The organism is Enterobacter cloacae complex sp. 394I7, from assembly GCF_057320345.1.
The window spans coordinates 33,949-57,933 of the sequence record NZ_JBXWCR010000005.1 but is presented as its reverse complement, the minus strand read 5'-3'; the positions used below and the strand labels follow the sequence as shown (position 1 = coordinate 57,933).

Here is a 23,985-nt window from a genome sequence, read left to right as displayed (position 1 = left end):
TTGTTATTGTTGAAATTACTTTTTAGTGGCGATGTGCTTAGGCTGAATTACCACTCAGCGACAGAGCCATCTTCATGACGCCATAACGGGTTGCGCCAGTCAGGCGCGTTTTTACTCAGCTCAATGACTTTGGCTTCGTCGATATCCACGCCAAGGCCCGGCTTCGTTAACGGTTTAAAGAAACCGCCTTCCATGCTGAAATCATCTTTGTTTTTCACAAAGTCGAGCAGTTCCGCGCCCTTGTTATAGTGAATGCCCATGCTCTGTTCCTGGAACACCGCGTTGCGCGAGACAAAGTCGACGTGCAGACAGGCTGCCAGTGCGATCGGCCCCAGCGGACAATGCGGTGCCAGCGCCACGTCGTAGGCTTCCGCCATCCCGGCGATTTTGTAGCATTCCGTGATGCCGCCGGCATGCGACAGATCCGGCTGCAATATCGCCAGGCCGCCAGCTTCCAGCACGCGTTTGAACTCGAAGCGCGAGAACATGCGCTCACCGGCGGCAATCGGGATATGCGTCTGTGCGGCCAGTTTCGGGTAGTACTCCGCCTGCTCGGCCAACACCGGCTCTTCGATAAACAGCGGACGGTACGGCTCCAGCTCTTTAATCAGCACTTTGGCCATCGGCGCGCTGACGCGACCGTGGAAGTCCAGGCCAAACTCAATCTCGTTGCCGAACGCTTCACGGATCTGCGCCACGGTATTTACCGCGCGGTCTACCGCCCGTGCGTTGTCGATGACGCCCATCTCTTCGCAGCCGTTCAGTTTAAAGGTGTCAAAACCAATATTGCGCAACTGCCTGATACCGTCGATCACTTCCGCGGGACGGTCGCCGCCCACCCAGCTGTAGGCTTTGATTTTGTCGCGCACCAGGCCGCCCATCAGCTGCCAGACCGGGGCATTCAGCACTTTGCCTTTGATATCCCATAACGCCTGGTCGATACCGGCGATGGCGCTCATCAGAACCGGTCCGCCCCGGTAGAAACCCGCGCGGTACATCACCTGCCACAGGTCGTTGATGCGGGCAGGATCTTGTCCTGTCAGGTACTCGCCCAGCTCATGCACCGCCGCTTCCACGGTACGCGCACGCCCTTCAATGACCGGTTCGCCCCAGCCGACCACGCCTTCATCGGTTTCGATTTTCAGGAACAGCCAACGCGGCGGTAAACGGTACGTGGTGAGTTTGGTTATTTTCATTTCACTGCCTCTCGATACGCTTTCACAAATGCGGCCGCCTGCTGTGCGGTACGTTCGACGGATTGCCCGGCGCGATAGAGATCGCTGCCCAGACCCGCCCCGACACAACCTGCGTTGATCCACTGCGCCAGGTTTTCTGGCGTCACGCCCCCCACCGCAAAGACCGGTACGCTGGCGGGCAATACCGCTTTCAGCGCGCTGATATAGGCCGGACCAAAAGCCGATGACGGGAAAATTTTGAGCGACTGCGCGCCCGCATCGAGAGCCGCGAACGCTTCTGTTGCCGTTGCGCATCCCGGGCAGACGGTCATGCCGTAGCCCACTGCGCGGCGGATCACCTCAGGGTGAATATTCGGCGTCACAATCAGCCTGCAGCCCATCTGCGCAAGCTGGTCCACCTGCTCCGGTTGCAGAACGGTGCCAGCGCCAATCAGCGCCTTATCACCAAACGCGTCCACGACCGCCGGGATGCTCTTTTCCCACTCTGGGGAATTAAGCGGTATTTCCACGGCGTCAAAACCGGCGTCGATCGCCGCACCTACGTGCGCTAATACCTCGTCGGGCGTGACGCCGCGCAGGATAGCGATGAGGGGAAGATTAGTTTGCCACTGCATGAGCGATGCTCCTTATTCCTGCCTGAAATGCCGTGTCGCCTTCTACCGCTGCCACGTCCCGCCCGATGGCATTGAACGCCTGGCGGTAGCGAGAGGTCAGCGATGAACCCGCGACGAGGGTGATGGTCTGTTGCTCGGCGAACTGCTCGCTCAGGCTGGCGACTTCCGCGCCAATCAACAGGCCCGATAAAAATTCGCTGACCTGCGTACGGGGAAGCGTGCCCAGTACATGCGAAGCGCGAACTTCAAAAAGTTGCGGCAAAACGGCAGGGCTGGCGATACCCCGCTCCAGCCCGGCGGCAAAGGACTCGGGCGAAGCGTCCTGCTCCGGTAACCCCGCGCCCACCAGCGAGTGCGTCAGCAGCAAGTGGTGCAGCTCACCGGTCATCACGGTGCGAAAATCGTGGATGTGCTCAGCGTCGGCCTGCACCCATTTACAGTGCGTGCCGGGCATGACGTAGACAGAAGAAGGAGAGAGCGTGCGCGCGCCAAGGAGCTGGGTCTCTTCGCCGCGCATCACATTGTGGTTATCGTTCCGAGAAACGCACAATCCTGGAATAATCCAGATATTGTCACCAACGGACGTTAACTGCTCGCCAATGGCAGCGAACGCGGCAGGTACGGGCAGATAAGGCGCGACCTTCCAGCCCACGTTACTGCCCACCATGCCCGCCATGACCACCGGCGTGGCGCCCTCGCGCCAGTTGTGTGTCACCTCTGCTAACACCGCCTCGGGGGATTTACCGTTCAGGCGCGTCACGCCTGCTTCTGATTGCCTGCTTTCCAGGCACTGCTCGCCCTGATACAGCCAGGCGCGCAGATTGGTCGATCCCCAGTCAATAGCGATGTAGCGAGATGTCATGTGATTTCCTTCAACCTTCGTGTCGAGCTGGCGATCATCGTGAGTGCCGCCTGCTCTGCCGCATCGCCGTCCTGATGCCGGATAGCATCGAACAGCGCTTTATGTTCCTGGAGCGTTTTTGGCATGTTGGCCTCATCGCCCATCCAGGTTCGTTCAAATACCGCGCGCTGTAGCGAGCTGATGGCAACGCTAAGCTGCTGTAATACCGGGTTATGGACCGACTGCAGCACCGCTTCGTGATAGCGGATGTCCGCTTCGTTGAACGCATCCCGGTTCTGGTTATTGGCAATCATGTCGTTCAGGGCGGACTCAATCTGAGCCAGGTCTCCTGACGTTGCACGTTCCGCAGCCCAACGGGCGATGGCCGGCTCTACCAGGTTTCGTACCTCACTCATTGCGCCAATCAGCCTTGGGTCGTAGTCGTTTTCCAGCACCCACTGCAGGACATCGGTGTCGAGGTAGTTCCACTGATTACGCGGGGCGACAAAGGCGCCGCGGTAGCGCTTCATTTCAATCAGCCGCTTTGCCATGAGCGAGCGAAACACTTCCCGAATGATGTTGCGCGAGGTTTCAAACTCCTCACACAGCTCTGCCTCAGCAGGCAGCGGTGAACCGGGAACGTACTTTCCACCCACGATCTGGGTGCCCAGCGTGATGACGATGCGATCGGTTTTATTGAGAGTCATGGAGAGTCCTTATGCTCTGTATGTTCAGGACTACTTTACCTCGACCGCTGAATTTCGCCTCACTTTTGCAGTACAAACGTGACGCCTTTCGTCATTACCGTGGCTGTAATGTAGTACAATCAATTAATGTTGTACTACAATCCAGATCACAAAAAGAACAATTTGATAAATTCAGCGCTAAAAAAAGCCCCGGTTGATAACCGAGGCTGATGAGCGTGAAACGCTGTTACTGCAGAACAAATTTCTCGATCGCGTAGGCAACGCCGTCTTCGAGGTTAGATTTGGTCACGAAATTGGCCACGTCTTTCACGGACGGGATCGCATTGTCCATTGCCACACCCATGCCCGCATATTCAATCATCGCAATGTCGTTTTCCTGATCGCCCAGCGCCATGATCTCTTCCGGTTTGATGCCCAGCGTATCTGCCAGCGATTTCACACCGGTGCCTTTATTGACGCGTTTATCCAGGATTTCGAGGAAGTACGGCGCACTTTTCAGCACGGTGTATTTCTCTTTTACCTCAGCCGGAATGCGCGCAATCGCTTTATCCAGGATGTCAGGCTCATCAATCATCATCACTTTCAGGAACTGGGTGCTCGGATCCATTTTCTCAGCTTCGCAGAACACCAGTGGGATCGTCGCGACATAGGATTCATGTACGGTGTAATAGCTGATATCACGGTTAGCGGTATAGAGCGTATTGCGATCGAGCGCGTGGAAATGGGAACCGACCTCGCGGGACAGTTTTTCCAGGAACAGGTAATCGTCATAGTTCAGCGCGGTTTGCGCCACCGTGCTGCCATCCGCCGCCTTCTGTACCAGCGCACCGTTATAGGTAATGCAGTAATCGCCCGGCTGATTCATGTGCAGTTCTTTCAGGTAGCTGTGCACGCCCGCATACGGACGACCAGTGGTCAGTACCACATTCACGCCTTTTGCGCGCGCAGCGGCAATCGCGTTTTTAACGGCTGGAGAAATAGTGTGGTCTGGCAGCAACAGCGTGCCGTCCATGTCGATAGCAATAAGTTTGATAGCCATAGGGTCCCCGGGATAAATGAGTGCTGCCTCATGCTAACGCGATTAAGCCCACAAAAATAGAGCTACATTGCGCAACAAAAGCCCCCTTTTACGCCTGTCCCGGGGATAACGGCTTACTCGCGGGTGAGGACTATTTTGCCAAAAGCACCGCGGTCGAGGTGTACAAGCGCCTCTTCAAGCTGGTTAAAACGGTAGCGGTGTTCAATCACCGGTTTCAGCCCCGTGACATCGACTGCGCGGACAAAATCTTCCAGCGCACGGCGGTGCCCGACGCCAATCCCCTGAATCACCGGTGATTTCAGCAAGAGTTCGCTGGCAGGCAGCGAGATTTCACTCCCGGCCAACACGCCAATGACGGATATGCGCCCGTGAACGGCAACGGCCCGCAGGGAATGTCTCAGGTTCTCCCCGCCAACGGTTTCAATAATATGGTCGATACCGCGATCCTGCGTCAGCGCGTAAATCTCGTCAGCCCAGTTCCCTTTAAGCCGGTTGATGCCCCGATCGGCACCGAGCGTTTTAGCCAGCGCCAGTTTTTCATCACTGCCCGACGTCACAAAAACTTCTGCACCGTGTGCTTTGGCGATTTGCAGCGCGAAGATTGCGACACCGCCAGTGCCTTGCACCAGCACCGACTGTCCGGCACGTAACTGTCCGCGCTCCACCAGCGCAAACCATGCGGTAAGCCCCGCGCAGGGTAAGGTGCTGGCCTCTGCGTCATCCAGCGTTTCCGGGGCGGCCACCAGCCAGTTTTCACGCATGATCACGTATTCAGACAGCATCCCCTGAAAATAACCGCCCAGCGTCTGGTAGGGCAAATTGCGGGCGTCGCCTTTCGGTTTACCGTCGACCCACTCCGGAGAGAAGGTGGAGATGACGCGAGCACCGGGTTTAAAGCGGGTAACGCCTTCACACGTACTGTCCACCACGCCTGCCATGTCAGATGCCGGAGTAAACGGGAAGGTGAGCGCGATCGGCATGTTGCCTTCAATGATCATTTTATCGCGATAGTTGAGCGCAACAGCGTTCACCCGCACGCGCACTTCACCCGGGCCCGGCTGGGGAACAGGTGCCTGAGTGAGTCTGAGGTTTTCGCGCCCAAGGGCGTCCATTGACCAGCGTTGCATCATCTCTGTCATCTTTTTCTCCTGTTATCAAATGCACTTCAGTACTGACAGTCTAACGTTGACTCATGGTCGCCAGTGGCGATACCTTTTCCCACTATTGATTCCTGAAGAACGACAATCCATGACCGATACGCTGAAGGATATTCCCGTTTTTGTCGCCGCCGTAGAGGCAGGCAGTTTTGCTCAGGCCGCGGTGCGTTTGCATTTGTCGCGCTCGGCGGTAGGGAAAAGCATTGCTCGCCTTGAAGCGCGGCTGGGGGTACGCCTGTTTCAGCGTACAACGCGTAGCCAAAGCCTGACCGATAACGGTGCCCTTTTTTATGAACGCTGCCTGCGAGCACTCCAGGAAATCCGTGGCGCGGAGTCGCTGCTGGAAACAGGGAAACATCAGGTGAGTGGCCGCCTGCGTGTTGCCATGCCGGTGCTGTTTGGTCGCCAGTGCATCGCCCCGCTGCTGATAGCCTTGACGCAGGAGCATCCTGCCCTTGAGCTGGAAATGTCATTCAGCGATCGCGTAGTGGATATCGTCGAGGAAGGGTTTGATATGGCGGTGCGAAACGGCGCACTGCCGGACAGCACCATGCTGGTCGCCAGACGCCTGGGGGAACACCGAATGGTGCTGTGCGCCGCGCCGGAATACCTGAGAAATAACGGCCAGCCTGAAACCGTTGCCGATTTACGCCAGCATAAGGCCATTAACTACCTGCGTGCCGGCAGGGTGTTACCGTGGGAACTGGCGGACCACGAAGGAACATCGCACACCCTAATTCCCCGTTCATCCCTCAATATGGACGATCTGCAGGCTATCTGCGACGCAGCGCTGGCCGGGCATGGTATTGCATGGTTACCCTGCTGGATGGTGCGCAAAGAGCTGCAGAATGGAAGGCTCATCCCACTCTTAAAACAGGCACCGGATGTGCGTTTCGACGTTCACGCGGTCTGGCAGCAGACGCCGCATCTGCCCCTGCGAGTCAGGATTGCGGTCGACATGCTGGTCAGCCGGTTACCGTCAGTCCTGTCGCTGGAGCTGGATGCTGATAATTCTGCGCCCACAAAAAAGCCGCGCTAAATGCGCGGCCTCTGACTTGCGGTGTAACAACCCTTAGATATCGATATTCGCCGCTTTCAGGGCGTTCTCTTCGATAAAGGCACGACGTGGTTCAACCGCATCGCCCATCAGGGTTGTGAACAGCTGATCGGCTGCAATCGCGTCTTTAACGGTCACGCGCAGCATACGACGGCTTTCCGGATCCATGGTGGTTTCCCACAGCTGATCCGGGTTCATTTCACCCAGACCTTTATAACGCTGAATAGACAGACCACGACGGGACTCTTTCACCAGCCATTCCAGCGCCTGCTCGAAGCTTGCTACCGGCTGACGACGTTCACCACGTTCGATAAATGCATCGTCTTCGATAAGACCACGGAGCTTCTCACCCAGCGTACAGATACGGCGATATTCCGGACCGGTCACAAACTCGTGCTCCAGGGGGTAATCGGTATCAACGCCGTGAGTACGCACGCGCACAATCGGTTCGAACTGCTGCTGAGCGTTCTGCTGGACATCGAACTTCCACTGGCTGCCGTGCTGCTCTTTCTCGTTCAGCTCGGTTACCAGGGTGTTCACCCAGCGGGTAACAACCTGTTCATCGCTCAGATCGGCTTCCGTCAGGGTTGGCTGATAAATCAGCGCCTTCAGCAGCGATTTAGGATAACGACGCTCCATACGACCAATCATTTTCTGCGCCGCGTTAAACTCGGACACCAGACGCTCCAGCGGCTCACCGGCCAGTGCAGGGGCGTGAGAGTTCGCATGCAGGGTCGCACCATCAAGCGCGATCGCGATTTGGTACTGATCCATCGCTTCGTCGTCTTTGATGTACTGTTCCTGTTTGCCTTTCTTCACTTTGTACAGCGGTGGCTGTGCAATGTAGACGTGGCCACGTTCAACAATTTCTGGCATCTGACGATAGAAGAAGGTCAACAGCAGCGTACGGATGTGCGAGCCGTCGACGTCCGCATCGGTCATGATGATGATGCTGTGGTAGCGCAGTTTGTCCGGGTTGTACTCGTCACGGCCGATGCCGCAACCGAGCGCGGTGATCAGCGTTGCCACTTCCTGAGAAGAGAGCATCTTGTCGAAACGGGCCTTCTCTACGTTGAGGATTTTACCCTTCAGCGGCAGGATGGCCTGATTCTTACGGTTACGGCCCTGCTTCGCAGAACCGCCCGCGGAGTCCCCTTCCACGAGGTACAGTTCGGACAGCGCCGGGTCGCGTTCCTGGCAGTCAGCCAGTTTGCCTGGCAGGCCAGCTAAATCCAGCGCGCCTTTACGACGAGTCATTTCACGGGCTTTACGCGCCGCTTCACGGGCACGTGCCGCATCAATAATTTTGCCAACCACGATTTTCGCGTCTGACGGGTTTTCCAGCAGGTATTCGCTCAGCAGTTCGTTCATCTGCTGTTCAACCGCCGATTTCACCTCAGAAGAGACCAGCTTGTCTTTAGTCTGAGAGGAGAACTTCGGATCCGGTACCTTCACGGAGACAACCGCAATCAGGCCTTCACGGGCATCGTCACCGGTGGCGCTGACTTTCGCTTTTTTGCTGTAGCCTTCTTTGTCCATGTAGGCATTCAGGGTACGGGTCATCGCCGCACGGAAGCCCGCAAGGTGAGTACCACCGTCACGCTGTGGAATGTTGTTGGTAAAGCAGTAGATATTTTCCTGGAAACCATCGTTCCACTGCAGCGCCACTTCCACGCCAATACCGTCTTTTTCGGTAGAGAAGTAGAAGATATTCGGGTGAATTGGCGTTTTGTTCTTGTTCAGATACTCAACGAATGCCCGGATACCGCCTTCGTAGTGGAAGTGGTCTTCTCTGTTGTCGCGTTTGTCACGCAGACGAATCGAGACGCCGGAGTTCAGGAACGACAGTTCACGCAGGCGTTTCGCCAGAATCTCATATTCGAACTCGGTAACGTTGGTGAACGTTTCAAGGCTCGGCCAGAAACGCACCATGGTACCGGTTTTGTCGGTGTCACCCGTAACAGCCAGCGGTGCCTGCGGCACGCCGTGCGTATACAGCTGACGGTGAATTTTGCCTTCGCGCTGGATAACCAGCTCCAGTTTCTGCGACAGGGCGTTAACCACGGACACACCTACACCGTGCAAACCGCCGGAAACTTTATAGGAGTTATCATCGAACTTACCGCCTGCGTGCAGAACGGTCATGATAACTTCCGCAGCCGATACGCCCTCTTCCGGGTGAATACCGGTTGGGATGCCACGACCGTCATCGGTGACGGAGACGGAGTTGTCCGCATGGATCGTGACCACGATGTCTTTACAGTGACCCGCGAGCGCTTCGTCGATAGCGTTATCTACCACCTCGAATACCATGTGGTGCAGACCGGTGCCGTCATCCGTGTCGCCGATATACATACCCGGGCGCTTACGCACCGCATCCAGCCCTTTCAGGACTTTGATACTGGAGGAGTCATAAGAATTCGACATCAACGTTTCTCGCTCATTTCAACTTGGGTTAATCCGTTATTTTACCCTTTTCCACGGTAAACATCTTCGAATTTTCGTCCGACATGTCTATAACGTGTTCAGCGCTAATCGCACTGACGAAAACCTGTGACTGCGTGGCTTTTAAGCGGCTGGCAAGCAGCCCGCGCCGCGCGTCGTCAAGTTCCGAGGCAAAATCATCTATCAGGTACAGGCAGCGTCGCCCGCTCTCGCGGGTCAAAAACTCTCCCTGCGCCAGGCGCAGCGCACACATCAAAAGCTTGAGCTGCCCACGCGACAGCGTGTCTTCCACCGGCGCACCGTCGGCACGAATGCGGAAATCCGCCTTGTGCGGGCCATGTGCGGTGTAGGTCAGCATGCGGTCGCGCTCGAAATTTCTCTCTAACACTTCGGCATAATCTGTCTCTTTCTCCCAGCCGCGCTGGAAGGAGAAGGTGAGAGAGAATTCAGGTAAAAACTGTTTGCAGGTGTCGGCCATATCGTCGGCGATACCCGCGCTGTATTCGGCACGCCAGCAGCTGATTTGTTCCGCAAGGGGAATTAATTCCTTGTCCCACGGGCGCAGCTGGGCGTAGCGTGTCACCTGGCGCAGTGCAGCGTTACGCTGCTTAAGCAGGCGCTTCAGGTTGCTCCAGGCGTTAAAGAAACCGGCTTCGTTGTGAAAGCATCCCCAGTCAAGGAAGGCTCTTCTGTATTTGGGGCCGCCATTGAGTAAAGTAAACCCCTCCGGCGTAATCAGCTGCATTGGCATCAGCAGCGCGAGCTCAGCCACTTTGTGGCCATCAGTACCGTCGATACGAACCTTGCTGTCGCCCTGCTTGTCTTTGGTCAGACCGATGGCCGTTTCACGCTCCTCGCCCTGCAAACGCCCGTGCAGAACAAAGGCTTCCTGTTCGTGGCGAATGACGCGGCCAATTTGCAGACTGCGAAACGCCCGGCCATGGCCGAGCGTGTAGATGGCCTCGAGCACGCTGGTTTTACCGCTGCCGTTCGCGCCAACCAGGAAATTAAAGCCAGGGGATAAAGCGAGATCCGCGTTTTCGATATTGCGGAAATCTTTAATTAAAAGGCGCGTCAGTGACATATCTGGATTTCTTCGGGCCAGGGCGTAATCGGCTCAGCCCGTTTCAACGCGGACTGCACGCAGACCCTGGTGCGTACACGAAGTACGAGACAGGGGCGAGCACAGCCCGGGTTGAAAAAGGCAAGAAAGATGGCCCGATAGCGTTCACTACAGCCTCATCGGCATGACAACATAAGCCGCACTTTGGCTGGCCGCATCTTCAATCTGTACACTCGAAACGGAGTCGGTCAGCAGAATGCGAACGTTCTCGCATTTAAGCGCGTTCAGTACATCCAGCACATAACTGACGTTAAAGCCGATTTCCATCTCAGTCCCAGCATAGGTGACGTCCAGAATCTCTTCTGCCTCTTCCTGCTCCGGGTTGTTGGCGGTGATTTTGATCTGATTTTCGCTCACATACAGACGCACCCCGCGGAATTTCTCGTTAGAGAGAATCGCGGCGCGGGCAAAGGCCTGCTTGAGGCTGTCGCAACCGGCTTCCAGCGTTTTGTCCGGGTTCTTCGGCAATACGCGGCGATAATCCGGGAAACGACCGTCAACCAGCTTCGATGTGAAGACAAAATCACCCACGTGAGCACGGATGTTATTGCTGCCGATCTGCACGCGCAGTGGCGTATCACCACCGTCGAGCATACGCATCAGCTCAATCACCCCTTTACGCGGTACGATCACCGAATGGTTTGGCAGCGAGTCGCCAATGGGCATAGAACAGACTGCCAGTCGGTGACCGTCGGTAGCCACGGTACGCAGCTCTTCACCTTCGGTTTCGAACAGCATGCCGTTTAAGTAGTAACGAACGTCCTGATGCGCCATTGAGAACTGCGTGGCTTCAATCAGACGCTTCATCGTTGCCTGCGGCAGGGTGAATTCAACTTCACTCTGCCAGTCGTCCAGGTTCGGGAAGTCCGCGGCAGGCAGCGTCGAGAGCGAGAAACGGCTACGGCCAGAGCGCACCAGCATACGGTCGCCTTCCAGCTGCACGGCAATTTCAGCGCCTTCCGGCAGCCCGCGGCAGATATCAAAGAATTTACGTGCCGGAACAGTGGTCGCGCCCGCTTCATGCGGCTGAGACAGCGTAACGCGCGCGATCATTTCCATTTCCAGATCTGTGCCGGTCAGCGACAGCGTACCGTCCGCGACCTGAAGCAGCAGGTTTCCGAGAATTGGCAGCGTTGGGCGGCCACCTAATGGGCCACTCACCTGTTGCAGCGGTTTTAATAAATGTTCACGTTCAACGGTAAATTTCATAGCGTCACGATGATAATGTTCTGATTAAATTGGAAAAATCTTCTTTTATGTCGTGGCTTTCTTCGCGTAACTGCTCAATCTTACGACAAGCGTGCAGCACGGTCGTATGGTCACGGCCACCAAACGCATCGCCGATCTCCGGCAGACTGTGGTTGGTTAACTCCTTTGCCAGCGCCATCGCCATCTGACGCGGACGCGCCACCGAGCGGGAACGACGTTTAGACAGTAAATCTGCCACTTTGATTTTGTAGTACTCGGCCACCGTCTTTTGAATATTGTCGATAGTGACCAATTTTTCCTGGAGTGCCAGCAAATCGCGCAGCGCTTCACGCACAAAATCGATGGTGATCGCACGGCCGGTGAAATTGGCATTGGCAATCACGCGGTTCAGTGCCCCTTCAAGTTCACGGACGTTGGAGCGCAGACGCTTGGCAATAAAGAACGCCACTTCACCCGGCAGGCGAATGTCGTTTTCATCGGCTTTCTTCATCAGGATCGCGACGCGGGTTTCCAGTTCCGGTGGCTCGATCGCCACGGTCAGTCCCCAGCCAAAACGGGATTTCAGACGATCTTCAACGCCGTTGATCTCTTTTGGATAACGATCCGACGTCAAAATGATCTGCTGATTACCTTCCAGCAGCGCATTAAAGGTGTGGAAAAACTCTTCCTGGGATCGTTCTTTGTTGGCAAAGAACTGGATGTCATCGATAAGCAGTGCGTCAACAGAACGGTAGTAGCGTTTAAACTCTTCGATCGCATTGTTTTGCAGGGCTTTTACCATGTCCTGAACGAAGCGCTCGGAGTGCATATACACCACTTTCGCATTTGGCTTACGCGCCATAATGCCGTTGCCTACCGCATGCAGAAGGTGCGTTTTACCCAAACCCGTGCCGCCATAAAGGAACAGCGGGTTGTAAGCACCACCGGGGTTATCTGCAACCTGGCGTGCCGCCGCGCGCGCCAGCTGGTTCGATTTACCTTCAACGAAGTTATCGAACGTGTGTTTAACATTGACGTTAGAACGGTAGGTTTGCTCTGCCGGAGCAGGCACGTTGTCCCAGCCCGAACGGGTCGCCGGAAGGGCGCGCGGTGCCGGAGCGGGGGCTGCCTGAGCAGGTATTGCCACATTTACCGTTTCACGCACGGTCTGCGTGACCGGTTTTGTTCCCACTTCAAAGCGTAGCTGTGGCGCATCGGATCCGCAGAAATCATTCAGCAGTCCATTGATGTTATTAAGGTATTTATCCCTTACCCAATCGAGCACAAAACGGTTTGGCGCATACAAAGCCAGCGTGTTATCGCTCAGTTCCGCCTGCAAGGGGCGGATCCACATACTGAATTCTGTGGCTGGTAACTCATCCTGCAATCGGGCAAGACACTGCTGCCAAAGCGAAAGTGACACGGCGGACTCCACTCGAACAATAAAAGAAAACTATTGAATATTCATGATTGTTGGCGCACATCGACATGACCCTGTGCAAAAGGGTGATGTGCGAACCGCTATCTGCGGTTATACCCGGCCAGGATCGCTGGATCCCGATCGGGACCGCGGATCATAGCCTAAACTGAGCCAGAGATCTTCTGTTTCTCACAGATTCTTCCCGATTTATCCACAGGAAGATCGGAAACCGGGTAAGTGTAAACGATCCTGGGGCGAGTACCCTACGATTTAGCCCGCATATTGGAAAAATTAATGAGCACAGACAATTTCTTGCTTAAATGATCTAACGAAGATCCGGGACGATCCTTGCGCTTTGTTTGGGAGGCCGTATAATCCTCGACCCGGCGCGTGGTGCTCATCTTCCTGCGTCGTCCGTTGCTCATTTTCCACGCGAAAACGTGCGGAAATACGCGGGAAATAAGGAAAGAGAATTGACTCCGGAGTGTACAATTATTACAATCCGGCCTCTTTAATCACCCACGCTGAGGCGTTAGTCGTTCGAAACTCGTTCGGGTATACGCAAAAGTCAGTGAATTTATTCAAGTTTAGGTAGAAATCGCCATGAAACGCACTTTTCAACCGTCTGTACTGAAGCGCAACCGTTCTCACGGCTTCCGTGCTCGTATGGCTACTAAAAATGGTCGTCAGGTTCTGGCACGTCGTCGTGCTAAAGGCCGCGCTCGTCTGACCGTTTCCAAGTAATAAAGCTAACCCCTGAGTGGTTAAGCTAGCATTTCCCAGGGAGTTACGTTTGTTAACTCCCACTCATTTCACTTTCGTCTTCCAGCAGCCACAACGGGCTGGCACGCCGCAAATCACCATCCTCGGCCGCCTGAATTCGCTGGGGCATCCCCGCATCGGTCTTACTGTCGCCAAGAAAAACGTTAAGCGTGCGCATGAACGCAATCGGATTAAACGTCTGACGCGTGAAAGCTTCCGTTTACGTCAGCACGAACTGCCTTCAATGGATTTCGTGGTGGTGGCTAAAAAAGGGGTTGCCGACCTCGATAACCGTGCTCTCTCGGAAGCGTTGGAAAAATTATGGCGCCGCCATTGTCGCCTGGCTCGCGGGTCCTGATAGCCCTCATTCGGGTCTATCAACGCCTGATTAGTCCGCTACTCGGGCCGCACTGCCGTTTCACGCCAACATGCTCAAGCTACGGAATTGAGGCATTGCGCAGGTTTGGAGTGATAAAAGGCAGTTGGTTGACGGTGAAACGCGTATTAAAATGCCACCCTTTACACCCAGGTGGAGACGATCCCGTCCCGCCAGGACCCTTTGATACCAGAGAACACTAACGATGGATTCGCAACGCAATCTTCTTATCATCGCTTTGTTGTTCGTGTCTTTCATGATCTGGCAGGCATGGGAGCAGGATAAAAATCCTCAACCCCAGCAGCAGACCACGCAGACTACGACCACCGCAGCGGGTAGCGCCGCCGACCAGGGCGTACCGGCCAGTGGCCAGGGGAAACAGATTACGGTTAAGACCGATGTGCTTGAGCTGACTATCAACACCCGTGGTGGTGATGTTGAGCAGGCGCTGCTGTTGACCTACCCAAAAGAGCTGAAGTCTAACGAACCGTTCCAGTTACTGGAAACCACGCCTGAGTTTATCTACCAGGCCCAGAGCGGCCTGACCGGTCGTGATGGCCCGGATAACCCGGCTAACGGTGCGCGTCCACTGTACAACGTCGAGAAAGAGACCTTCGTACTGGCTGATGGTCAGAACGAAATCGCTATCCCGATGACCTACACCGACGCCGCAGGCAACACCTTCACCAAAACCTTCACCCTGAAACGCGGTGAATATGCGGTGAACGTGGGCTACAGCGTTCAGAACACCGGTGCGAAACCGCTGGAACTGTCGACCTTTGGTCAGCTGAAGCAGTCCATCAATCTGCCGTCTCACCGTGACACCGGAAGCAGCAACTTTGCACTGCATACCTTCCGTGGCGCGGCGTACTCCACGCCTGATGCGAAGTACGAGAAATACAAATTCGACACCATTGCCGATAACGAGAACCTGAACGTCAGCGCTAAAGGCGGTTGGGTGGCAATGCTGCAGCAGTATTTCGCCACTGCGTGGGTGCCAACGAACGACGGTACTAACAACTTCTATACCGCGAACCTGGGTAACGGTCTTGCAGCCATTGGCTACAAATCTCAGCCGGTTCTGGTACAGCCGGGTCAAACCGGTAAGCTGGCAAGCACCCTGTGGGTCGGTCCGGAAATCCAGGACAAAATGGCTGCCGTTGCGCCGCACCTGGATCTGACCGTGGACTACGGCTGGTTGTGGTTCATCTCTCAGCCGCTGTTTAAGCTGCTGAAGTTCATCCACAGCTTCCTGGGTAACTGGGGCTTCTCCATCATCGTTATCACCTTCATCGTACGTGGCATCATGTACCCGCTGACTAAAGCGCAGTACACCTCCATGGCGAAGATGCGTATGCTGCAGCCTAAGATTCAGGCAATGCGTGAGCGTCTGGGCGATGACAAACAGCGTCAGAGCCAGGAGATGATGGCCCTGTATAAAGCAGAGAAAGTGAACCCACTGGGTGGTTGCTTCCCGCTGCTGATTCAGATGCCAATCTTCCTTGCGCTGTACTACATGCTGATGGGTTCCGTTGAGCTGCGCCACGCGCCGTTCGCCCTGTGGATCCATGACCTGTCTGCACAGGACCCGTACTACATCCTGCCGATCCTGATGGGCGTAACGATGTTCTTCATCCAGAAGATGTCGCCGACCACCGTGACCGACCCGATGCAGCAGAAGATCATGACCTTTATGCCGGTCATCTTCACCGTGTTCTTCCTGTGGTTCCCGTCAGGTCTGGTGCTGTACTATATCGTCAGCAACCTGGTGACCATTATCCAGCAGCAGCTGATTTACCGTGGTCTGGAAAAACGTGGCCTGCATAGCCGCGAAAAGAAAAAGTCCTGATTCGGTAAGTTAACGCTAAAATAAGGGCGGTCGATTGACCGCCTTTTTTATTTGTATTGAACGAGACCAACCATGAGCCATAACGACACTATCGTCGCCCAGGCAACCCCACCGGGACGCGGTGGTGTAGGCATTCTGCGTATCTCCGGCCTGAAGGCCCGCGAGGTCGCCGAAGCGGTGCTGGGTAAACTGCCAAAGCCGCGCTACGCTGATTATCTGCCGTTTAAAGACACTGACGGCACGCCGCTGGACCAGGGCATTGCGCTGTGGTTCCCGGGCCCGAACTCCTTTACCGGAGAAGACGTGCTGGAGCTGCAGGGCCACGGTGGCCCGGTCATCCTCGACCTGCTGTTAAAACGCATTCTGACGCTGCCGGGCCTGCGCATTGCAAAGCCAGGTGAGTTCTCCGAGCGTGCCTTCCTGAACGACAAGCTCGACCTCGCACAGGCAGAAGCAATTGCTGACCTAATCGACGCCAGCTCCGAGCAGGCAGCCCGCTCCGCACTGAACTCGCTTCAGGGCGCGTTCTCGGTGCGCGTGAATCATCTTGTGGAAGCACTTACTCACCTGCGCATCTATGTCGAAGCGGCTATCGATTTCCCGGATGAGGAGATCGACTTCCTCTCTGACGGTAAAATTGAAGCTCAGCTCAATAGCGTGATGGCCGATCTCGACGCGGTGCGTGCCGAAGCACGTCAGGGTAGCCTGCTGCGCGAGGGGATGAAGGTCGTGATTGCGGGCCGCCCTAACGCCGGTAAATCGAGCCTGCTCAACGCCCTGGCGGGCCGTGAAGCGGCGATCGTCACCGACATCGCCGGTACCACCCGTGACGTGCTGCGTGAGCATATTCATATCGACGGTATGCCGCTGCACATCATCGACACGGCAGGTCTTCGCGACGCCAGTGACGAAGTAGAGCGCATCGGTATCGAACGTGCCTGGCAAGAGATTGAGCAGGCTGACCGCGTGCTGTTTATGGTGGACGGTACCACGACCGATGCCGTTGATCCGGCGGACATCTGGCCCGACTTTATTGCCCGCCTGCCGGCAAAACTGCCGATCACCGTGGTGCGTAACAAAGCGGATGTAACCGGCGAAACGCTGGGTATCAGTGAAGTGAATGGCCACTCACTTATTCGCCTGTCGGCCCGTACCGGTGAAGGCGTTGACGACCTGCGCAACCATCTCAAACAGAGCATGGGCTTTGATACCAGTATGGAAGGCGGCTTCCTTGCGCGCCGTCGTCACCTTCAGGCGCTGGAAGACGCGGCACGCCACCTCGATCAGGGGAAAGCGCAGCTGCTTGGCGCATGGGCGGGTGAACTGCTGGCTGAAGAGCTGCGTCTGGCGCAGCAAAATCTGAGTGAGATAACCGGCGAATTTACCTCGGACGATCTGCTGGGACGGATTTTCTCGAGCTTCTGTATCGGCAAATAATTACCGCTGATTAAAGGTGATTTCCCGGGAGGAAATCACCTTTGTCCAAATGGCAACTCGCCTAATCCCTTTTATCCCCCTATTCTGCTTGCCTGCATCTATGGGGGGTTTATGGCTCGTTTTCTGTTTTGTAGTTTTGCGCTGGTTCTGCTTTATCCATCGGGTATTGATATGTATCTGGTGGGGCTGCCGCACATTGCCCGCGATCTGGGTGCCAGCGAGGCGCAGCTGCATATTGCGTTTTCGGCCTATCTCGCCGGGATGGCATCATCGATGGTATTTGCCGGGAAAATCGCGGACAAAGCGGGTCGTCAGCCCGTGGCCATTACCTGTGCCATCATCTTCGCGCTGGCGTCAATGCTCTGCTCCCTGGCCCAGGACAGTACCCTGTTCCTGACAGGGCGCTTTATCCAGGGGATAGGTGCCGGTGGCTGTTATGTGGTGGCCTTCGCCATCCTGCGCGATACCTTAAGCGCCCAGCGCCGTGCCAAAGTGCTTTCCATGCTCAACGGTATTACCTGCATCATTCCGGTGATGGCGCCAGTGGTGGGCTATCTGATCATGCTGAAATTCCCGTGGCAGAGCCTGTTCTGGACGATGGCGGCCATGGGTGCGCTGGTCTTTATCCTCTCGATCACGGTGCTGAAAGAGACCCATCCAGGCTCGCAAAACGCAGGCCATACGGCAACCCTTCATCCGGCCGAGACGCTGCTAAACCGCTTTTTCCTGAGTCGCCTGGCCATTACCACACTGAGCGTGGCGGTGATCCTGACGTATGTAAACGTTTCCCCGGTGTTGCTGATGGAGACCATGGGGTTTGATCGCGGTGAGTATTCCACCGTGATGGCACTCACCGCGATGGTCAGTATGGCCGTCTCGTTCTCGACGCCGTTCGCACTGAATATCTTCCGCCAGCGCACGCTCATGCTAACCTCTCAGGTGCTGTTCCTCGCTGCGGGGGGGATTCTGGCGACCACCAGCACACATGCGCTGATGCTGGTAGGGATTACGCTGATTTGCGCCGGCTTCTCCGTCGGCTTTGGCGTGGCGATGAGTCAGGCACTTGGCCCGTTCTCGCTGCGCGCGGGTGTGGCAAGCTCGGTGCTGGGTATTGCACAGGTCTGCGGTTCGTCGCTGTGGATATGGCTGGCGGCGGTCATCGGCCTTAATGCGCTCAATATGCTGATCGGGATTCTGATTGGTTGTAGCATGCTCTGCATCACCTTACTTATGGTCATCCAGCCCGCGGCCCATTATGAAGAAGCCAATCAGCAGTCTCGATCTTAACCTGTTGTTGTGCCTGCAGCTTTTGCTGCAGGAGCGCAGCGTAACCAAAGCCGCGAAACGGATGAACGTGACCCCGTCCGCGGTAAGTAAATCGCTGGCGAAGCTGCGCGACTGGTTTGACGATCCGCTGTTTGTGAAAACACCGTTAGGCCTGCTGCCGACACCGCTGACGATGAGCCTGGAGCAGGATCTGGCCGACTGGATGCAGATTGGCAATCAGATCCTCGATAAATTCCATCATGACTCCCCGGGCGGGCTGACGTTCGTGCTGGCCGCGGAAACGCCTCTGATGCTGATCCGCTTTAATGCCCTGCTCGAGCAGGTCAATCAGCGCTATCCACAGGCCACGGTAAAGATGCGCCACTGGGATTACGACTCGGTGGATGCCATTACGCGCGGAGAAGTCGATCTTGGCTTCACGGGCCGTGAAACGCATCCGCGCTCCCGCGAGCTGTTGAAGCTCATGCCGTGGTTTATCGACTACGAAATTCTGTTCAGCGTCCGCCCCTGCGTCTATTTGCGCGAAGATCATCCGGCTCTTCAGGAAGAGTGGAACCTGGAGACTTTCCTGCGCTATCCGCATATCAGCATCTTCTGGGAGCGCAGCGACACCTGGGCGCTTGATGAGGTGCTCAGAGAGATGGGACGTGAGCGTAATATCGCCATGAGCCTGCCCGGTTTCGAACAGTCGATGTTTATGGCGGCGCAGCCAGGCCATAACTACATCGCCACGGCGCCACACTACTGCCATCACTATAATCAACTCCACCAGCGTAAGCTGATCGCCCTGCCCATTCCCATTGATGAAGCCCAGGCTGAAAAACTGACCGTTCCTTTCACGCTGATCTGGCATAAACGAAACAGCCATAATCCGAAAATCCTCTGGCTCCGTGAGACAATCAAAGCGCTATATGCCGCTCCAGCGCTTATTTTTGCCTAAGAAAATGTAAAGTTGGGTCCTCAGGCTTCTCTTACTCCCATTTACTGATTAAAACAGAAGGCAAGTTAAGCGATAATCATGTAACCGTTTAACCGAATACGACCATTATCAAGGAGCGAAAAATGGCAACGCACTTTGCAAGAGGGATACTGACAGAGGGACATCTCGTATCGGGCAGAATTTCATCCGCGTGTCACCAGGAAGCACGTAAACTGCCGGAGCATCGCCGGACGCGGTTTTTGGCATCCCGCGCGCTTCTCGCTGAGCTGATGTTCATGCTGTACGGCACCAGTGAACTGCCGGATATCCTCACCCAACCTGAAGGCCGCCCGGTCTTTGCCGACCCGGAGCTGCCGCGTTTCTCCATTGCCTATACGGGCAATATCATTGGCGTCGCGCTCACCACTGAAGGGGATTGCGGCCTGGACATGGAGCTTCAGCACGCAACCCGCGGCTTCCACGGCGCGAACCCGCACGATGACTACCCGCTTTCCAGCAATGAAAAGCTGTGGGTGCGTAACCAGAACGATCCCATCGAGGCCAGAGCTCAGCTCATTACCTTACGCCAGAGCATTCGAAAGCTCTGTGGCTGTGCATCAGACGACGCCAGCCTGCTGCAATTGCTTCCAGGCTCCGGACGCCTGCGTTCCGCTAAAGCCACGCTGGTAGAGGCGCTCAGCGATGCTGAAGACGTACTGATTTGGTCCATCGCGGTGACTCCCGCCATCGAACGATTGAAAATCTGGGAATTTGACAGTCAACACGGATGGAGTAGCCTTCCGGATGTGCCCGAGCGAGCCAACGAACCCGCCGCGCGCCTGATGAGATTAACCAGTTTACCGGCAGAAAAAGCATATACCCTTAGCTGATCCATTCAGGGTCATCATGATGAAACAGGAGTAATCATGTCTGATACGTTGAAAGTTGTTACGTTACTGGGAAGCCTGCGCAAAGGTTCATTTAACGGGATGGTTGCCCGCACGCTGCCTCAGCTGGCACCGGCAGGTATGGACATTAGCGCCCTGCCATCGATTGGCGACATTCCGCTTTACGACGCGGACGTGCAGCAGGAAGAAGGGTTTCCACAGAGCGTAGAAGCGCTTGCAGAGCAGATCCGTCAGGCAGACGGCGTGGTCATTGTTACGCCTGAATATAACTACTCCGTCCCGGGTGGCCTGAAGAACGCCATTGACTGGTTATCCCGTCTCCCGGAGCAGCCGCTGTCGGGTAAACCGGTGCTGATCCAGACCAGCTCTATGGGCGCGATTGGCGGGGCACGCTGCCAGTACCATCTGCGTCAGATCCTGGTCTTCCTGGATGCGATGGTAATGAACAAACCGGAATTTATGGGGGGCGTGATTCAGAACAAGGTCGACCCGCAGACGGGTGAAGTGGTGGATCAAAGTACGCGTGACCATCTTTCTGGCCAACTGACCGCGTTTGGTGATTATATTAAGCGAGTGAAAGCTTAAACGTAGCCTGACACCCTCACTCTGGCCCTCTCCCACAGGGAGAGGGCGCAAACACAAAAGCCCTTTTCGTCGAAAAGGGCTTTCTGTTTATTTGGCATCAATAAAAACAATCTTCAGCACAAACAGCAGCGCCACAATGATGACGCACGGGCTGAGGTCGCGGAAGCGACCGGTACCAATCTTCATGACGCAGTAGGAGATAAAGCCCAGCGCGATACCCTCGGTGATCGAGAAGCTGAACGGCATCATCACCGCGGTAATAAACGCAGGCACCGCTTCGGTTAAATCATCCCACTTCACGCGCGACAGGCTGGAGGTCATTAACACCCCCACGTAGATCAGCGCGCCGGCTGCTGCATACGGAGGCACCATGCCCGCCAGCGGTGACAGGAAGATCACCAGCAGGAACAGGATACCCACCACAACCGCCGTCAGACCGGTACGGCCACCCACAGAGACACCTGAAGAGGATTCAATGTAAGCGGTAACAGACGATGTACCGATAAACGCGCCGGTGACAGAGGAGACACTGTCAACGAACAGCGCCTGCTTCATGCGCGGGAATTTCCCATTCTCATCCGCCAGGCCGGCTTTGTCGGTCACGCCAATCAGCGTACCGGAGGAGTCAAACAGGTTAACCAGCATGAAGGAGAAAATCACGCCCGCCAGACCCAGGTTCAGGGAGCCTGCCAGATCGACGTGCCCAATGACGGTAGACACGCTCGGTGGCGCGGAGACAATCCCTTTGTACTGCACATCGCCCAGCATCCAGCCCAGTAGCGTGGTGACCACGATGGAAACCAGCACGGCCGCATGAATATTGCGCGAGGCCAGGATAGCGATGATAAAGAAGCCCAGCACGCCCAGCAGCACGTTGTGCGAGGTCAGGTGACCGATGCTCACCAGCGTGTCCGGGTTAGCCACGATAACGCCTGCGTTTTTCAGACCCATCATGCCGATAAACAGACCAATACCGCTGGTAATGCCCACGCGCAGGCTCACCGGAATATTGGCTATCATCCAGTAACGTACACGGAAAATGGTCAGCAACAGCAGGCCAACCGCGCCCCAAAAGATAGCGCCCATGCCGACCTGCCATGGCAGACCCATCGCCTGGACGACCACGAACGCGAAGAAAGCGTTCAGACCCATTGCCGGGGCCAGCGCCACGGGCAGGTTAGCGAACACACCCATCAGGATACTGCCCAGCGCAGCGATCAGACAGGTGGTCACGAAGACGGCGCTGGTGTCCATGCCAGCAACGCCCAGAATTTGTGGGTTAACAAAAACGATATAGACCATCGTCAGGAAGGTGGTGAAACCGGCGATCACTTCGGTGCGTGCCGTTGTGCCGTGCTCACGCAGTTTAAACACGCGCTCAAGCAGACCCTGACCAGATGTCTGGGTAGTGTGTTGTTGACTCATCATCAATTTCCGAACAAGGAGGGAAAATTCGTCGCTATCCTATACCAAAATGCGACAATAGTGGCGGTTACAAGATACTTTTTTCATTGATTTTGCTTATACGGCAACGATTGCGTCTCATTAAACTGCCGTACGTAAACGTTAAACTTGTAAAAAGGGAAAGGCATGTCCGGAATTGAAGCGGTATTTTTCGACTGCGACGGTACGCTGGTCGACAGTGAGGTCATTTGTTCCCGCGCGTATGTGACCATGTTCAGGGAATTTGGCATTACGCTGGATCTCGAAGAGGTGTTTAAACGCTTTAAGGGCGTGAAGCTCTACGAGATCATCGACATCATTAACGAAGAGCACGGTGTGGATCTGGCGAAAGCAGATCTGGAGCCGGTCTACCGCGCCGAGGTCGCACGCCTCTTCGACTCCGAGCTGGAAGTCATTGCCGGGGCGAATGCGCTTCTGGATGCGATGACGGTGCCCATCTGCGTGGTCTCGAACGGTCCGGTCAGCAAAATGCAGCACTCGCTGGGTAAGCTTGAAATGTTGCACCACTTCCCGGAAAAACTGTTCAGCGGCTACGATATCCAGCGCTGGAAGCCAGACCCGGCGTTGATGTTCCATGCAGCAAAAGCGATGAACGTTAACGTGGCGAACTGCATTCTGGTGGATGACTCTTCTGCGGGAGCGCAGTCGGGGATTGATGCGGGTATGGAGGTGTTTTACTTCTGCGCCGATCCGCACAACAAACCGATCGATCATCCAAAAGTGACGACCTTCACCGATCTGGCGCAGCTGCCAGAATTGTGGAAGGCTCGCGGGTGGAATATTACTCGCTAAAAAAAGCCGGATAGCGCTGACGCTTATCCGGCCTATAAGGCTCGCAGGCCCGGTAAGCTCAGCAGCACCGGGCATGTTAGCGCATCACTCTTTCGGATCTTTACCCGCCAGCAGCTTGTCCAGCTCATCGCCGCCAACGTGACGGAAATCCTGTCCTTTCACGAAGTAGAAGATGTATTCGCAAATGTTCTGGCAACGGTCACCGATACGCTCGATTGAGCGCGCGCAGAACAGCGCGGTCAGGACGCTTGGGATCGTACGGGAGTCTTCCATCATGTAGGTCATCAGCTGACGCACGATGCCTTCATACTCCTGGTCGACCTTTTTGTCTTCACGGTAGATACGTACCGCTTCGTCCAGATCCATACGCGCAAAGGCATCCAGTACGTCATGCAGCATCTGCACGGTATGACGACCCAGCGACTCGAGGCTCACCAGCAGTGGCTGGTGCTGCTGAGAGAATTTCTCCAGCGCGGTGCGGCAGATTTTATCTGCAACGTCACCAATACGCTCCAGCTCGGCGATGGTTTTGATGATCGCCATAACCAGACGCAGGTCGCTCGCCGTTGGCTGACGCTTGGCGATAATACGCACGCAGGCTTCATCAATGGCGACTTCCATCATATTGACGTTTTTATCACCTTCGATAACGCGCTTTGCCAGCTCGCTGTCCTGGTTGTGCATCGCGGTAATGGCATCGGAAAGCTGCTGCTCAACCATGCCACCCATGGTCATCACCTGAGTGCGAATACTTTCCAGCTCTGCGTTGAACTGGCCTGAAATGTGTTTGTTAAGATTGAGATTGTCCATAGCGCGCTC

The 23,985-nt window shown here is 55.6% G+C and carries 23 protein-coding genes; 11 read left to right on the top strand and 12 right to left on the bottom strand.

Annotation, left to right across the window (positions count from 1 at the left end):
• Positions 1-47: 47 nt before the first annotated feature.
• From dgoD to AC2FAP_RS17440, 6 genes are all read right to left on the bottom strand, one after another.
• Positions 48-1,196 (bottom strand): galactonate dehydratase, encoded by a 1,149-nt coding sequence (dgoD, locus tag AC2FAP_RS17465; RefSeq protein WP_014167964.1) that lies wholly within the window; start codon positions 1,194-1,196, stop codon positions 48-50.
• Complete coding sequence (locus tag AC2FAP_RS17460; protein ID WP_014167963.1) at positions 1,193-1,810, bottom strand: 2-dehydro-3-deoxy-6-phosphogalactonate aldolase; 618 nt, start codon at positions 1,808-1,810, stop codon at positions 1,193-1,195. Before AC2FAP_RS17460 ends, dgoD begins: the two co-directional genes overlap by 4 nt.
• Positions 1,794-2,672, bottom strand: a complete 879-nt coding sequence (locus AC2FAP_RS17455; RefSeq protein WP_449541942.1) for a 2-dehydro-3-deoxygalactonokinase — start codon at positions 2,670-2,672, stop codon at positions 1,794-1,796. The genes AC2FAP_RS17460 and AC2FAP_RS17455 overlap by 17 nt, the downstream gene beginning before the upstream one ends.
• Positions 2,669-3,358 (bottom strand): D-galactonate utilization transcriptional regulator DgoR, encoded by a 690-nt coding sequence (gene dgoR / locus AC2FAP_RS17450; protein WP_006177594.1) that lies wholly within the window; start codon positions 3,356-3,358, stop codon positions 2,669-2,671. The genes AC2FAP_RS17455 and dgoR overlap by 4 nt, the downstream gene beginning before the upstream one ends.
• A 226-nt stretch (positions 3,359-3,584) precedes the next feature.
• Positions 3,585-4,397 carry a sugar-phosphatase gene (yidA, locus tag AC2FAP_RS17445; RefSeq protein ID WP_025202646.1) on the bottom strand — a complete coding sequence of 271 codons (813 nt, stop codon included), beginning with the start codon at positions 4,395-4,397 and terminating at the stop codon, positions 3,585-3,587.
• Between the two features lie 113 nt (positions 4,398-4,510).
• Positions 4,511-5,536 (bottom strand): zinc-dependent alcohol dehydrogenase family protein, encoded by a 1,026-nt coding sequence (locus AC2FAP_RS17440; RefSeq protein WP_449541943.1) that lies wholly within the window; start codon positions 5,534-5,536, stop codon positions 4,511-4,513.
• 109 nt (positions 5,537-5,645) lie between these two features.
• Here AC2FAP_RS17440 and AC2FAP_RS17435 point away from each other — a divergent pair, with 109 nt between their 5' ends.
• Complete coding sequence (locus tag AC2FAP_RS17435) at positions 5,646-6,593, top strand: LysR family transcriptional regulator (protein ID WP_025202645.1); 948 nt, start codon at positions 5,646-5,648, stop codon at positions 6,591-6,593.
• Between the two features lie 33 nt (positions 6,594-6,626).
• On the opposite strand, the gene gyrB is transcribed toward AC2FAP_RS17435, so the two are convergent.
• The 4 genes from gyrB to dnaA all read right to left on the bottom strand — a co-directional run bounded on the left by gyrB (position 6,627) and on the right by dnaA (position 12,790).
• A complete protein-coding gene (gene gyrB / locus AC2FAP_RS17430) occupies positions 6,627-9,038 on the bottom strand; it encodes a DNA topoisomerase (ATP-hydrolyzing) subunit B (RefSeq protein ID WP_020882753.1) in 2,412 nt (803 codons plus the stop codon).
• Between the two features lie 28 nt (positions 9,039-9,066).
• On the bottom strand, positions 9,067-10,140 hold the full coding sequence (gene recF / locus AC2FAP_RS17425) for a DNA replication/repair protein RecF (RefSeq protein WP_025202644.1): 1,074 nt from the start codon (positions 10,138-10,140) through the stop codon (positions 9,067-9,069).
• 147 nt (positions 10,141-10,287) lie between these two features.
• Entirely contained in the window at positions 10,288-11,388 is a 1,101-nt protein-coding gene (dnaN, locus tag AC2FAP_RS17420) for a DNA polymerase III subunit beta (RefSeq protein ID WP_014167956.1), read from the bottom strand.
• Between the two features lie 4 nt (positions 11,389-11,392).
• Positions 11,393-12,790, bottom strand: a complete 1,398-nt coding sequence (gene dnaA, locus AC2FAP_RS17415; protein ID WP_020882755.1) for a chromosomal replication initiator protein DnaA — start codon at positions 12,788-12,790, stop codon at positions 11,393-11,395.
• 600 nt (positions 12,791-13,390) lie between these two features.
• Between dnaA and rpmH the strand changes: the two genes are divergently transcribed.
• From rpmH to AC2FAP_RS17370, 9 genes are all read left to right on the top strand, one after another.
• Positions 13,391-13,531, top strand: coding sequence for a 50S ribosomal protein L34 (gene rpmH, locus AC2FAP_RS17410; RefSeq protein ID WP_000831330.1), 141 nt, complete (start codon positions 13,391-13,393; stop codon positions 13,529-13,531).
• A 16-nt stretch (positions 13,532-13,547) separates the two neighbouring features.
• The gene (rnpA, locus tag AC2FAP_RS17405; RefSeq protein ID WP_014172301.1) at positions 13,548-13,907 is read left to right on the top strand and encodes a ribonuclease P protein component; all 360 of its coding nucleotides are present in this window, start codon (positions 13,548-13,550) and stop codon (positions 13,905-13,907) included.
• Positions 13,871-14,128 carry a membrane protein insertion efficiency factor YidD gene (gene yidD, locus AC2FAP_RS17400; RefSeq protein ID WP_001307474.1) on the top strand — a complete coding sequence of 86 codons (258 nt, stop codon included), beginning with the start codon at positions 13,871-13,873 and terminating at the stop codon, positions 14,126-14,128. The genes rnpA and yidD overlap by 37 nt, the downstream gene beginning before the upstream one ends.
• A 2-nt stretch (positions 14,129-14,130) precedes the next feature.
• Positions 14,131-15,774 carry a membrane protein insertase YidC gene (gene yidC / locus AC2FAP_RS17395; RefSeq protein ID WP_014172300.1) on the top strand — a complete coding sequence of 548 codons (1,644 nt, stop codon included), beginning with the start codon at positions 14,131-14,133 and terminating at the stop codon, positions 15,772-15,774.
• A gap of 72 nt (positions 15,775-15,846) precedes the next feature.
• Positions 15,847-17,211 (top strand): tRNA uridine-5-carboxymethylaminomethyl(34) synthesis GTPase MnmE, encoded by a 1,365-nt coding sequence (mnmE, locus tag AC2FAP_RS17390; protein WP_182268058.1) that lies wholly within the window; start codon positions 15,847-15,849, stop codon positions 17,209-17,211.
• A 111-nt stretch (positions 17,212-17,322) separates the two neighbouring features.
• Positions 17,323-18,498, top strand: coding sequence for an MFS transporter (locus AC2FAP_RS17385; protein WP_020882757.1), 1,176 nt, complete (start codon positions 17,323-17,325; stop codon positions 18,496-18,498).
• Positions 18,467-19,438, top strand: coding sequence for an HTH-type transcriptional regulator YidZ (gene yidZ, locus AC2FAP_RS17380; RefSeq protein WP_449541944.1), 972 nt, complete (start codon positions 18,467-18,469; stop codon positions 19,436-19,438). The genes AC2FAP_RS17385 and yidZ overlap by 32 nt, the downstream gene beginning before the upstream one ends.
• A 122-nt stretch (positions 19,439-19,560) precedes the next feature.
• Positions 19,561-20,307 carry a 4'-phosphopantetheinyl transferase family protein gene (locus AC2FAP_RS17375; RefSeq protein WP_485452999.1) on the top strand — a complete coding sequence of 249 codons (747 nt, stop codon included), beginning with the start codon at positions 19,561-19,563 and terminating at the stop codon, positions 20,305-20,307.
• 36 nt (positions 20,308-20,343) lie between these two features.
• Entirely contained in the window at positions 20,344-20,910 is a 567-nt protein-coding gene (locus AC2FAP_RS17370) for an NADPH-dependent FMN reductase (RefSeq protein WP_020882759.1), read from the top strand.
• A gap of 87 nt (positions 20,911-20,997) precedes the next feature.
• Here the strand turns inward: AC2FAP_RS17370 and AC2FAP_RS17365 are convergent, their stop codons facing one another.
• On the bottom strand, positions 20,998-22,335 hold the full coding sequence (locus tag AC2FAP_RS17365; protein ID WP_138614807.1) for an NCS2 family permease: 1,338 nt from the start codon (positions 22,333-22,335) through the stop codon (positions 20,998-21,000).
• Positions 22,336-22,500: 165 nt separating this feature from the next.
• Here AC2FAP_RS17365 and yieH point away from each other — a divergent pair, with 165 nt between their 5' ends.
• Positions 22,501-23,166, top strand: coding sequence for a 6-phosphogluconate phosphatase (gene yieH, locus AC2FAP_RS17360; protein ID WP_014172293.1), 666 nt, complete (start codon positions 22,501-22,503; stop codon positions 23,164-23,166).
• A gap of 84 nt (positions 23,167-23,250) precedes the next feature.
• Here the strand turns inward: yieH and phoU are convergent, their stop codons facing one another.
• Positions 23,251-23,976, bottom strand: a complete 726-nt coding sequence (gene phoU / locus AC2FAP_RS17355) for a phosphate signaling complex protein PhoU (RefSeq protein WP_008500182.1) — start codon at positions 23,974-23,976, stop codon at positions 23,251-23,253.
• Positions 23,977-23,985 lie beyond the last annotated feature (9 nt).